This is a genomic window from Bacteroides cellulosilyticus DSM 14838, from assembly GCF_000158035.1.
Lineage (GTDB): Bacteria > Bacteroidota > Bacteroidia > Bacteroidales > Bacteroidaceae > Bacteroides > Bacteroides cellulosilyticus.
The window spans coordinates 25,050-39,125 of the sequence record NZ_EQ973491.1; the positions used below are offsets into that span (position 1 = coordinate 25,050).

The 14,076-nt window shown below is 42.9% G+C and carries 6 protein-coding genes; all 6 read left to right on the forward strand.

Annotation, left to right across the window (positions count from 1 at the left end; all coding sequences use genetic code 11):
- The coding region (locus BACCELL_RS12475) for a SusC/RagA family TonB-linked outer membrane protein (RefSeq protein WP_007212164.1) at positions 1-2,836 on the forward strand (2,836 nt) is incomplete at its 5' end.
- Between the two features lie 31 nt (positions 2,837-2,867).
- A complete protein-coding gene (locus tag BACCELL_RS12480; RefSeq protein WP_044153980.1) occupies positions 2,868-4,673 on the forward strand; it encodes a RagB/SusD family nutrient uptake outer membrane protein in 1,806 nt (601 codons plus the stop codon).
- Positions 4,674-4,680: 7 nt separating this feature from the next.
- Positions 4,681-7,089: a glycoside hydrolase family 31 protein gene (locus BACCELL_RS12485; protein WP_149949126.1), complete on the forward strand. Its 2,409-nt coding sequence runs from the start codon at positions 4,681-4,683 to the stop codon at positions 7,087-7,089.
- Positions 7,086-9,080, forward strand: coding sequence for an alpha/beta hydrolase family protein (locus BACCELL_RS12490; RefSeq protein ID WP_007212167.1), 1,995 nt, complete (start codon positions 7,086-7,088; stop codon positions 9,078-9,080). Before BACCELL_RS12485 ends, BACCELL_RS12490 begins: the two co-directional genes overlap by 4 nt.
- Positions 9,081-9,092: 12 nt before the next feature.
- On the forward strand, positions 9,093-12,020 hold the full coding sequence (locus BACCELL_RS25740; RefSeq protein WP_081450815.1) for a glycoside hydrolase family 28 protein: 2,928 nt from the start codon (positions 9,093-9,095) through the stop codon (positions 12,018-12,020).
- A partial coding sequence (locus BACCELL_RS12500) for a glycoside hydrolase family 31 protein (RefSeq protein ID WP_007212169.1) occupies positions 12,020-14,076 on the forward strand: 2,057 nt, incomplete at its 3' end. The genes BACCELL_RS25740 and BACCELL_RS12500, both read left to right, overlap by 1 nt.

A 14,076-nucleotide genomic window follows, 5' to 3' on the forward strand; every position in this document is an offset into this window, starting at 1 on the left:
AGCTTCGTTGGATAATGCTGCCATTGCATCGGTTCCGGTGGCTTCGCCTGTCGAGGCTATGGCTGGTAAACTAGCCGGTGTAAAAATCACTACTCCGGAAGGAAATCCCGATGCGGATGTAATAATTAGAGTACGTGGTGGTGGTTCTATCACCAGTGATAATACCCCTTTATTCATTGTGGATGGTTTTCCCGTCAGCAGTATTTCTGATATCCCAGCTACGGATATCGAATCCATTGACGTATTGAAAGATGCTTCTTCTACAGCTATTTATGGTTCGAGAGGTGCCAATGGCATTGTGCTTGTAACTACTAAGAGCGGGAAGAAAGGAAAAATCTCTGTGAACTATAATGCATATTACAGTATGCGCAAGGTTGCCAAGAAGATGGAAGTGCTGGATGTATATGATTATATGAAATGGCAATATGAATTGCATTCTCTACGCAACATCCAAGAACAGTTTACGGACTTGTTCGGTTCATATGATGAACTGTCACAATATAAGTCTGTCCAAGGAATCGACTGGCAGGATAAGGTATTCGGGCGTACCGGAACGACATTCAATCATAGCCTGAGTGTAACAGGCGGTAATGAGAAAACCCGTTTCAACTTTAGTTATGCACATGTTGATGATAAGGCAATTCTCCAGATGTCTAATTTTAAGAGAGATAATCTTTCCTTAAAGTTGAATTATGAAGCCAGTAAAAGAGTACAGTTGGATTTTTCGGCAAGATATGCTCGCACAGTAGTAAAAGGAGATGGTATGACGACTACTACTGGAGGGACAGATGCCATACCTTCCAACTCCTTTGGACGAATAAAGCACTCTGTGATTCAGATGCCGTATCTGACTAATGCAGTTGATGATATTATTGATACGGATGAACTGGATAACGGATTGAAAGATCCGATTACATCCCTGAAAGATAATTATAAAGACCGTGTACGGTTGAACTACAATATGAACGGGGCTTTCAAATGGGAAATCTTGGATAATCTGAATCTGAAGGTAGATTTAGGCTTGGATGAAAACCGGAATGAACTGAATACCTTCTATGGCAGTACTACTTCCGAATCACAATCGAATGCACTTCCTGAGAATGTAGGACAGCCGTTGGTACAGGTTTCCAATTACTATTCACGGGTGTTCCGTAATACGAATACGGTGAATTATGATTTCAAGAAATTCCTGCCTGAGGAGCATTCTCTGAATGTATTGTTGGGTGAGGAAATGATGATCACTAAGTCTGACAAACTAACTGCCAGGTATGAAGGTTTACCCAACTTCTTTACTGCTAATGAAGCATTCAGATTTTCTAGTGAGGGTGATCCTGTCAGATACGGACGTTTTTACTATCCCGATGATAAGCTATTGTCCTATTTCGGTCGTTTCAATTACAGTTATAGTGGACGTTATCTGGCAACTGTTACATTACGTGCTGATGGTTCCAGTAAGTTCACTAAAGGTAACCAGTGGGGATTCTTCCCTTCAGGGGCTTTGGCCTGGCGTCTGTCGGAAGAGGAATTCTTCAAAAGAGATTGGTTATCCAACCTGAAGTTGCGTTTGAGTTATGGTGTTTCCGGTAATAATAATATTCCAGCCGATCAGACTTCTAAGATATTCGGTGTAGCCGAGCAAAAGAAGTGGCTGAATATTACAGATACTTGGTGGACAGCTGGTACGACTCTGAATAATGAAAAGCTGAAGTGGGAATCTACTTACTCTGCAAATATCGGTTTGGATTTCGGCTTTTTCAATAATAAATTGAATGGTTCATTGGATTTATATAAGAATAATACAAAAGATCTTTTGATGGAGTTTTCCATTATGGGGTCCGGTTATAACACACAGTATCGTAATGTAGGTGAGACGGAGAATAAAGGCCTTGAGCTGACCCTGAATTACTCACCGGTTCATAAGAAAGATTATGGTGTGGATTTGTCTTTCGTGATAGGATTCAATAAGAATAAGATTATAGATTTAGGTAATCTTACCAATGGATATACAGTAGCTACCAGCTGGCAGAACACGGAAGTTGGTGCCGATTATATTGTAAAGCCAGGTTATGCTGTTGGTCAGATGTATGGTTTTATAACGGAAGGACGTTATGAAGTAGATGATTTTGTGGGATATGACGGTACTAAATGGGTGCTGAAAGACGGAGTTTCCGATGCCAGTGAGGTGATTGGTGCTGATGCTGTACGTCCGGGTGGACTAAAACTGAGAGATTTGAATGATGACCATGCCATTACCGAAGATGACAAGACTATTATAGGAGATGCAAATCCGGTGCATACAGGTGGTTTTACTCTTTCTGGCTATTATAAAGGTTTTGACCTGAGTGCCAATTTTACGTGGAGCTATGGAAATGATATATATAATGCGGATAAGATTGAGTTTACTTCACCAACCAAATATGAGTTCCGCAATATGATTACTACCATGGCGGAAGGGAAACGCTGGAATAATCTCAATTCTGACGGAACGATCTGTAATGATCCTGCCAAGTTGACGGAAATGAATGCATCGACTACTATGTGGTCACCTTTCATGAAGAAATCGGTATTCCATAGCTGGGCGGTTGAAGATGGTTCTTTCCTGCGGTTGAATACGTTGACGATTGGTTATTCATTACCGCAGAACCTACTGAAGAAGGTTTATATCAGTAATCTGAGGGTTTATTTTACCGGATATAATCTGTTTTGTCTGACAAACTATTCAGGCTTCGATCCGGAAGTCGATACACGCCGAAATTACAGAGTGACCCCAGGAGTGGATTATTCTGCTTATCCGAAGAGTCGGCAGTATACCTTTGGGGTTAATTTGAGTTTCTAAGATGATGTATAACTATACTAAGATAAAGATTATGAAGAAGATAATATATTTGCTTGTCTGTTCTGTGATAGGGCTGTTCAGTTCCTGTTCCGATTTTCTGTCCGCACCTTCAAAATCTTCCTTTTCGGAGGAGATCGTATTCTCTAATGAGAAGTTGACAGAAAATATGATTTTTGATATCTACAGTTTCTTTGCACAGACTAATTCGCACCGAGGGCGGTTTCAGCCTTATTATGGAATGAATACGGACTGTGAGATGTTTAATTCGGTGGAACTGACGGATCAGGCATCCCTCTGTACTTATTCGTCATCACCTGCCAATTCACAAATGTCGGGAACCAAAGATCCCAATACATGGACTTGTTTCTATAATGCTATTGAAGCGGCTAATGTGTGCCTAAAAGGAATAGAAGAGTATGGTAACCCTTCGCCCGATAACTTGATGGGATATTTCTATGGAGAGGCACTGACCCTGCGGGCAACTTTTTATTATGATCTGATCCGTGGTTGGGGAGACGTTCCGGCACGTTTCGAACCGGTAACGGATGCTACTATCTATATGAAGAAGTCTGATCGTGATGTTATTTATAAACGAATTATTGATGATCTGGAAGAAGCGGAAAACTACCTGCCGTGGCCAAATGACAGTGAAAGGACCTCGACTTCCGAACGCATCAATAAGGCTTATGCTAAAGCTTTGAGAGCCCGTTTATGTTTGATGGCTTCCGGTTATTCACAGCGTCCGCTGAGTGAAAATGACCATAAAGGCAGCGAATTGCGGTTAAGCAATGATCCCGACTTGCAGAAAAGTGTATTATATCCTATTGCCAAAAAAGAACTAGAAGATATCATCAATAGCAAGAAGTGTACCTTGGAAAAATCTTTTATGCAGATATTCAAGAATAACTGTCAGGATTACATTGCAGCCGGCGGAGAATCCTTGTTTGAGATACCTTTTGCTGATGGACGCGGGCGTATGATGCAGCATTTTGCTGTTTATCATTATGATAAGAGCAAATACATTTCAACAACAAAAAAAGGAGGTCAGAATGTGCCTACACCTACTTTGTATTACGATTATGACGAAAGTGATATGCGTCGTGACGTGACTTGTGTACCCTATAAATGGGAAAAGGGAGCGCAAGTGACCCGTACGAGTGCCGTTGATCAGAAAGAAGGCTGGAACTTCGGAAAATACCGGTATGAGTGGACAGCTGAAGTGCGGTTGGTGACAGGAGATGACGGGTTGAATCAGATTTACGTACGCTATGCAGATGTATATCTGATGTTGGCTGAAGTTTTGAATGAACTGGGCGATAAGGACGGAGCAAAGAACTATATGCGACCCATCCGTGAACGGGCTTTCCCGGAAAGTGACCGGAAGATCAAAGTAGATGACTATCTGGAGGCTTTAACTACAAAAGAGCAAGTGTTTAAGGCTATTGTTGATGAACGGAAATTTGAGTTTGCCGGTGAGATGTTACGGAAGCAAGATCTCATCCGTTGGAATATGCTGGGTGAGAAGGTACAGGACACCAAGCGGAAAATGACGGCTTTGAGAAATTATGAAGGAGATTATGCAGCTTTGCCGCGGACGTTATATTATCGTTTGAAATCTGATAAGGAAACTCTTGAATTCTATGGTTTTAATAAAGGCGAGAATGTGGTGCCAGAAGGTGACGACTGGGCGACAGTGAACTGGCAACAGGCGGCTATTTCAGATCTGAGACTGCAGTATTTTTATCTGGCAGATCCGGATACGCGTCAGTATTGGCCTATCTTTCAGAGCGATTTGGATACTCAACTGGGTTATTTGGTGAATGATTATGGTTATTAATGGGGCTATGAGATATTATATTCTTTCTATTCTTTTATTGGGGGGCACGTCTTCATTGTGGGCTGGTTCCTTTGTGCTCAAGCATAAAAAAAAGAATGAATGTGTATGGACTAACGGGGAGCGGAGTGTGCGTTTGCAACTCTGTTCTCCGGATATGGTCCGGTTCACCAAAAGCCGTTCCTTATTTTTTGAAGAAAATGAGCCCTGGATGGTGGTAAACTATCAGTGGGAAAGGGTGAGTTATTCGTTGACGGAAAATGAATCGGACTACAGGATAAAGACGGATTCATTGGAGGTTTGTTTGTCGAAGAGTGATGCCTCTGTAAGGATACATTATAATCGGGGACACTCGGTATGGCAAGAACTATCTAGCATGCATTACGACGGTAACAGTGTGTACAATAACTGTCGTCTGCTACCGGATGAACATTTCTTTGGTTTTGGAGAGCGTATGGACTTTTTCGACCAGCGCGGGAAGAAGATTTACCTGAATGTGGAACGAGGTAACGGACCGAAGCCTGCTGTGGGAAATAAAGATGTCCTGAGAGCCAATTATTGTCCGGTTCCTTTTTTCATGAGCAGTGCGGGGTATGGCATCTTCTTTCATACTGCTTATCCTACTACTTGGGATATGGGTGAAAGTACGCCCGATACCTATTCTTTTTCTGCAGAAAACGGTGAGTTAGATTATTATTTTCTGTATGGTGATTTTTATCATCTGATAGACTGTTATACTTCTCTGACAGGGAAATCTCCTTTGATGCCCAAGAAGGCTTACGGACTGCATTTGGGTACTTACTCTGGCGGAACATGGAAACATGAAGATCAGACGTCCGACCGTTATCCGGTTCAACTGGCAGAGAAAATGCGCTCGCTGGGGATCCCATTCGATCTGATGTGGTTGGATTCCACTTGGCGTAAGTTTAAATCTGGAGGGAACGGAGCTTCTACCTTTGAGTGGCGTGAGACTTTTGATAATCCTCGGAAAATGTTCCAGAAACTTGAAGACATGCATGTGATGGCAGGCTTGCATGTTCGTAGCATTGTGGATAATGGAGATTCTTTACATCTGTTGGACGAAGCGCGTGAAGCGGGGGTGCTGTATCCCGGTGCTAAAAAGGAGGGGTTGATTAACTTCTTTGACTGCAAGGCAAGTGACTGGTGGCTGGAAAATGCCGTGTCGAAGCTTGCGGACATAGGTTGCAGGTTTCTGAAGACTGATGTCGGTAGTGCACTGACTGTTTCTTCTGATGTCCAGGGTGAAGAAGCTGTTAAGGCGAAGTCTGATCATAATTTGTTTCCACTGGCTTATGCTGCTGCTCCCTATGATTACTATATGAAGAAAAGTGGTTTGCGTGGTTTTAACCATACCCGTGAAGGCTATGCAGGTATTCAGCGTTATCCCTTTATCTGGGCGGGTGACTGGGGAAGCGAGTGGCAGTGGTTTGCTCCCATGATTGTAGGCGGGTTGAATATCGGCCTTTCCGGTGTGGGGTATTGGTCACACTGTATGGGCGGTTTTGAGCAATATTCTCCACGTGATACGGAACTGTATATGCGGTGGGTACAATTCGGTATGTTTAGTCCGGTCTCCATATTGGTAGGGATGGATCATCCGCATTATCATGAACCATGGACGTATGGTGACGAGGCTTTGAGGAATTTCATAAAATATGATTCCTTGCGGTATGCACTTCTGCCTTATATTTACAGTACGGGATATGAGATGTACCAGACGGGACGACCGATGATGCGCCCTCTTCTGTTGGATTCACCTAAAGATTACAACGTTTATTCTGTGACGGATCAATACCTGTTTGGAGATCATATAATGGTCTGTCCGGTTACTGTAAAAGGTGCTTTAAGTCGTTTTATTTATTTTCCGGAAGGAATCTGGTTCCGTTTTGGAAGTAATGAACGTTTTATGGGAAAGCAATATAAGTCTTTCTTGACTCCAGTGGATGAATTACCTCTTTTTGTGAAAGGCGGGGCGATTATTCCTATGCAAAAAGTGGTGCAATACATTGGAGAACAATCTATTGGAGAACTGATCCTTCAGGTCTATCCAGGGGGGAATTCCTCTTTTGACTGGTATGACGATGACGGGGAGACTATGGATTATCAACGGGGTGTCTACTCTTTAGTGCGTTTCAGTAGTGAATGGGGAGCCAGCGAATGGAAGTTTACAATTACACCTCAATGTAAGGCCTATCGGAATAAAGTGAACAGCTATTTGATACAGATGTATAGAAATACGGTTCCTGTGGAAGTAAGCTACAATGGTGTCCGGCTAGTACGAGCTGATGTTATAACGGAAAAATCCGGTGGGGAAGGATGGGAATATGATCCTGCCACGCAGTTGATGACCATTCGCGTAAATAGACAAGATAAAGAATCTCAAATTAGAGTAAGATGAATCATATAAAAAAGATAAAGTTTTTTACAATAGTTACGGCTTGTTGCCTGAATATGGGATTTCTATATAGCCAGGATCCCTTCAGGGCTTTAAGTTGGAAGACACCTACAGCCTTTCATTCTTTCCTGATGCGTGATGTGCATCAACAGTTCAAGAATCGGAGACAGGAATTGATGCAGGCTCAGACTTCACTGGAAGCAATGATAAAATACTGTAAGGAGGTGCGTGACCGTTATTTGAATATACTGGGAGATTTCCCAGAAAAGACGTCATTGAATGCCACGATAACGGGGATACTGTACGCCGATGGATTTAGGATGGAGAAATTGGTTTTTCAGAGTATACCAGGACGTTATGTTACGGCTAATTTGTATTTACCGGAGAAGGGAGAAAAGTTTCCGGTGACGGTATCTTTGTGCGGGCATGGGCTGTATGGCAAGAAACCGGGAGCTACACCGGCTTTATTGGCCCGGAATGGAATTGCAACGTTAGTGGTAGATCCTATAGGACAAGGGGAACGCTGGCAATTCATGAATGATAAAGGAGAATATCTCACTCGTGGGGCGACTACGGAACATACGCTGTTGAATGCAAGTTGCAATGTAGTCGGCACAAGTCTGGCTGCCCTTCAATGTTGGGACAACCATAGAGCTATTGACTATCTGGTAAGCCGGAAAGATATAGATTCCGACAGAATAGGAGTGTGGGGCAGTTCAGGTGGAGGAACCGAAACTGCCTATCTGATAGGTCTGGATTCGCGGGTAAAAGTAGCGGCTATTTGCAGTTATTTCTCTGAACGGGAACGTACATTGGAACTGCAGGGACCCTCTGATGGGTGTCAACACGTACCGCACGAAGGGCTGGCGCGAATAGAATTAGCCGATTTTCCTTTGATGATAGCACCTGCTCCAATTTTGATTCTAAGCGGTAGATATGACTTTGTTGACTTATGGGGAGCCATGCAGGGAGTAGAACAGTTGAAAGAATCCTATAAAATACTCGGTGTGCCCGAAAGAGTGAAGCAGTTGGTTGTGGAAACCGGACATGGCTTGGGAAAAGAAAAACGGAATGAATTGGTTACCTGGTTCAAGCATTGGCTGGCTCAGGATGATTCTCCACTAATTGATAAGGAAGAAAATCCGTTTACGCTGGAACAATCTTACTGTACCTTAACAGGGCAGGTCATAACTTCTTATAAGGATGCTGTGAGTATTCCTGAAGAGAATTTGCATCGTGCACAACAACTTTCTTCCGAACGGGGAAAATTTATGGCACAGAAGTATGAAAAGATCAGGGAAGGTATTTCTTCTTTGCTGAAATTGCCGGATGTGGGAAGGAATAGGTTGACAGCGAATCTGACTCATACTTATATTCAGCGTGGATATACTCAATATCATTATGAGCTGATTCGTGAAGGATTGATTCCCATTCCCTGTATTCTGATTGTGCCAGATAAAATGACTGTGGATTCTCAGGTTGATATCGTTCTGGATGATATGGGAAAAGATCATTTCCTGAGATCCCAGGATAATATTCAGGAATACATTAATAACGGAAGAATTCTGGCTGCAGTAGACTTGCGGGGATTTGGGGAGACAGAAGATCCAGAGCAATATAACGATGCGAAGTATTGGAACCGGGAATACCGGACAGCAATGACTTCTTTGCATATCGGCAAACCTCTGATCGGTCAGCGGGTTGCGGATTTGTTGACGTTGCTGGATTTTGTTTCGACGAATGAACATACCCGGGAGCATGTAATAAGTTTGCGGGCGGCAGGACTGTATGGACCGGTTGCCATGCATGCGGCAGTTTTGGATGATCGGATTAGCCAGGTGATAATCAGAAGAAGTATAAAGTCTTATCAGGAGTTTATGACTTCTCCATTGCAGAAAGACATGTTTTCGAATATGATTTACGGAGTTCTGCGATATTATGATTTGCCAGATCTGGTAGCTTTTGGTAAGGGACGAATCAGGTATGATGATTAAAATGTCGGGAATATGAAACGCTTTATATTATATATATTATGTTGGATGGGATGGTTTGTCCTGTCTGCAGGAAATGACTATTCCCGTTTTTTGCATCACTTGCCGTTTGATATGCCACAGCTTCAGTTACCCGATATACCTGGGAACCGGATTTCATTAACAGAGTATGGGGGAGTGGGAGATGGCATAACATTGAATACCGAATGTTTCCGGGAAGCTATTGAACATTTGTCAGCGAAAGGAGGAGGAACGTTGGTAGTTCCTACTGGTATCTGGCTGACCGGTCCTATACGGTTGAAGAGTCATATTGAGTTACATCTGGAGAAAAATGCGTTGCTCATCTTCACTTCTGATTTTTGGTCTTATCCTTCGCGAAGTACATTCTTTACGGAAGTTTTCTATAGGCAACTTCAAAGTCCGATCAGTGCTTATAACGAATCGGATATTGCGATAACCGGAGAAGGGGTGATTGATGGTAGCGGGCAGGACTGGAGACCGGTCAGGAAAAATAAAGTGACGGTTGATGAATGGGAACACCTGCAAAGGAAAAGTGGAGTGTTGAATGATGCCGGGACGATTTGGTATCCTATGGCTGACGATGTGCAGCGATATGCTAGGCGTGAAGAGAATATTATTCATAAATATAATACACCGGATGAGTGGGTACGGTTGAAGGATTATGTAAGACCTGAACTAATGCATCTTTACCACTGCGAACGAGTATTACTACAAGGAGTAACTTTTCAAAACTCACCTTTCTGGAACCTGCACCCTGAGTTGTGTAAGCATCTGATTGTAGATGGTGTTTGCGTACGCAATCCATGGAACTCGCAGAATGGAGACGGACTGGATATTGAATCTTGCCAGAATGTATTAGTGGTGCAAAGCACATTCGATGTGGGTGATGACGCTGTTTGTATAAAATCCGGCAGGAATGAAGCCGGGCGCTTGCGGGGAATGCCTGCGAAGAATGTGGTAGTGGAAGATTGTACAGTTTTTCACGGTCATGGTGGTTTTGTGGTTGGCAGTGAAATGTCGGGCGGAGTACATTCCATTCTGGTGCGTAATTGCAAATTCTTGAATACGGATACGGGATTGCGTTTCAAAAGTAACCGTCAACGTGGCGGACATGTGTCGGATATCTATATACAGAATGTGTATATGTGTGGCATAGCTGCGGAGCCGATTCTGTTTGATATGTATTATCAGGGGAAGTCGGCGGTAGAAGCAATGGAGGATGCCTTGAAAGGCAGTATGGAAACAATACCGCCTGTAACGGAGAAAACGCCGAAGTTTGACCATATTCACATTAGTGACGTTCATTGCTATCAGGCAGGGCGAGCTTTATTGTTTGATGGGTTGCCCGAACAGAATATTTCGGATATAACTTTGAGGAATGTTACTATACATGCTGTGGAAGGAGGAGTTTTCTCCGAGTGTACAGCTGTTCGTATGGAAGGAGTTACGATTCAAACGAATGATTCTGTTCCGCTGAAAGTGTATAATTCCAAAAGGCTGACGGGTAATCGTGTGATATGTAATGGTGACCGGATAGCAAAAAATATTTGGGTGAAAGGAAATCGGAATGAAGGGGTGACAATCAATGATATAGCTTTATGTGAACGGGAAAGTGATCTCTGGAAGTATTGTGGACAGGTAGCAGGTTTCATTCAAACCACTTCTTTTCGCAATCAGGATTATGTAATTTCTCATTATGGCGCACAAAAGAATCAGAATATAACGGAATCTCTGAAAGCTGCTATTCAGGCTTGCCATACGGATGGTGGTGGGCGTGTCGTGATACCGAAAGGAGAATATTATACGGCGGCAATCCATCTATTATCGAACGTCAACCTGCATCTGGAGAAAGGGGCTGTATTGCGTTTTTTAACTTCTCCGGAAGATTATCTGCCTGTTGTTGTCTCTCGCTGGGAAGGAGTGGATTGCCGGACATTGTCTCCCTTGATTTATGCCAATGGGCAAACGAATGTGGCCATCACGGGAGCCGGAACTTTAGACGGACAGGCTTCGCGTGATAACTGGTGGAGCTGGAAGGGGAGGAAATCTTCTTCGGAACAAAATACGGAAGCCAAGGTAGGGAAGGATAAGTTGCTTTGGATGGAACAAAACCGGATTTCTTTGGACGAACGTATCTTTTCTGTTAATGATAAGTTGAGGCCTCCCTTTATTCAATTCTATCGCTGTAACCGGGTTCTGGTAGAAGGAGTGACTATCATTCGTTCTCCTTTCTGGATGCTGCATCCTCTGCTATCGAAAAATGTGATAGTGAGAGGGGTGAAGTTTGATAGTCACGGGCCGAATAATGACGGGTGCGATCCGGAATCTTGTGAGAATGTACTGATAGAATCTTGTGATTTTAATAATGGGGATGATTGTGTAGCTATTAAATCGGGCAAAAACAATGACGGACGTACTTGGAACCTTCCGAGTCGCAATATCATTGTACGTAACTGTATTATGCGTGATGGACATGCTGGAGTTGCTGTTGGTAGTGAAATTTCCGGCAGTTGCTATGATGTATGGGTGAGGGATTGCGTAATGGATAGTCCTAGCATGGACAGACCTTTACGTATAAAATCTAATGCTTTGCGTGGAGGAGTGGTAGATGGGTTCTATGCACGTGATATTCGTATTGGTGAATGTAAACAGGCCGTGTTGCGTCTGGAATTGCAGTATGAAAGAGTGCAATCAGGTCCTTATAATCCAGTGTTCCGAAATATCTATCTTGAAAATGTGACCTGTAAAAAGAGTAGCTACGGAATATTGATAGAGGGTTTTGAAGATCGGATCTCTATTTTCAATGTCCGGCTGAAGAATTGCCGGTTGAAGGGAATTCAGACACCGGAGCTTAATAAAATAGTAGGAGCTGAGAAGGTGGAATTTGTAAATACAACATTTAATAATAAAAGTATTGAGTAATGAGAAATATGGTATATAGACTGATATTATTTTTGTTTGCAGTAGGTCTGTTTGTTAATATATATGCTGCGGATTATCTCTGTAAAGGTAATGAAGTAGTGTATAAAGGGAAAAATGAAATGTTGCGTATCCGTGTTTGTAGCGAAAGTATCATACGGTTCACCAAGAATTCTTCGGAAGTGTTTCCGAAGGAGAATGACTTAGTTGTAATTAAGAAAGGCTGGTCATCAGTACGTTACAATCTGAAAGAAGTGAAAGGAGGACTTGAATTGCAGACAGATAGTTTAAAAGTCCTATTGGTATATTCTCCCTTGCGATTAGTTGTTATGAATAAACAGGGGGTAGTTTTATATGAAGAGAAAGATTATACACTGAATGCGAATGCAGATACATGCACTGCTCCCCGGAATGTCTGTACGCTCTTTCCTGAAGATCATTTCTTTGGTTTCGGTGAGCGTATGGATTTTCTGGATCAGCGCGGTAAACGACTGTATTTGAATTGCGAATTAGGAAAAGGTCCGAAACCCGCAGTCGGTGGAAAGGATATTCTACGTGCCAATTATTGTCCGGTCCCGTTTTATATGAGTACCCGAGGATATGCTATTTTTCTGGATACAGCCTATCCGACAGAATGGGATATGGGGTGGAGCAACAGATACCAGTTTACTTATGGAACCAATGGAGGGGAAGGGCTTGACTATTATTTCATTTATGGCCCGGATATGTATTCCATGTTGAGTGCCTATAACGAATTGACGGGAAGTAATCCTATGCTTCCTAAAACGGCATACGGACTTCATGTTGGAACTTATTCCGGCGGAACCTGGAAGAATGAGCAATGTACTTCGGATAAATATCCGGTAGAATTGTGCCGCCGTTTACGGAAAGAAGGAATACCGTTTGATCTGCTTTGGTTGGACTCTACCTGGCGCTATTTTAACTCAATTTTCGGTAATGGAGGTGCTTCTTTTGAGTGGCGGAATACTTTCAGAAATCCGCAAGCCATGATTGATTCTATTTATGGAATGAATGTAAGTATGATGGGACTGCATATCCGTTCTATCCTGGATAATGGAACTCAGGTAAACCTGCTGGACTCCGCCCGTCATTTAGGAAATATATTGCATCCTGAAACTAATGTCAACGGTATTGTGAATTTCTTCGATGAGAAAGCTGTTGACTGGTGGTGGGATAATGCTGTTATGCGTGTAGCTTCTATGGGAATTAAGTTTGTGAAGACGGATTGTGGAGGTGTGCTACGTTTCCCTGCAACTGCTGAATCGGTTGATGGCTTTCAGCCTGCGGAACTACATAACTTGTTTCCGATAGCTTATGCAAAAGCCCCTTATTTGAAGTTTCAGGAATATAATAAAATGCGTGGACTGAATCATACACGTGAGGGGTATGCCGGTGTACAACGCTATCCTTTTATCTGGGCTGGAGACTGGGGAAGCGAGTGGCAATGGTTCGAACCGGTTATCCGGGGCGGACTTAATATAGCTATGTCTGGAATTGGCTATTGGTCGCACTGTATGGGCGGCTTTGAACAATATTCTCCTCATGATACGGATTTGTATAACCGCTGGGTACAATTTGGTATGTTCAGTCCGGTTGCCATTCTTTTTGGAATGGATCATCCCCGCTATCATGAACCCTGGACCTATGGGGAAGATGCCTTGAAAAATTTTATCAAATATGATTCTTTGAGGTATTCTCTCCTGCCTTATATGTATTCTAATGCTTTTCGCCTGTACCGGGATCATCGTCCCATTATGAAGGCTTTGGTAATGGATTATCCTCAGGACGAGAATGTCTATCAGATTAGTGACCAATATATGTTTGGGCCTTCCATGATGGTTTGCCCGGTTACTACCAAGGGGGCGTTGAGTCGTCCGGTATATTTTCCCGGTGGAGTATGGTATGATTTCTGGACAGGAGAAAAGATTGAAGGGAGACAATATAAATCGTTCCTTACACCACCGGATATGATGCCGATATTTATCAAAGCGGGAGCTATCATTCCTATGCAGGAATCTATGCAATATGTAGGTGAGAA

Bases quoted from the DNA above. Each gene is read 5' to 3' on its own strand.
- BACCELL_RS25740 (WP_081450815.1), top strand. From the start codon at position 9,093: ATGAAACGCTTTATATTATATATATTATGTTGGATGGGATGGTTTGTC.
- BACCELL_RS12480 (WP_044153980.1), top strand. From the start codon at position 2,868: ATGAAGAAGATAATATATTTGCTTGTCTGTTCTGTGATAGGGCTGTTC.
- BACCELL_RS12490 (WP_007212167.1), top strand. From the start codon at position 7,086: ATGAATCATATAAAAAAGATAAAGTTTTTTACAATAGTTACGGCTTGT.
- BACCELL_RS12485 (WP_149949126.1), top strand. From the start codon at position 4,681: ATGAGATATTATATTCTTTCTATTCTTTTATTGGGGGGCACGTCTTCA.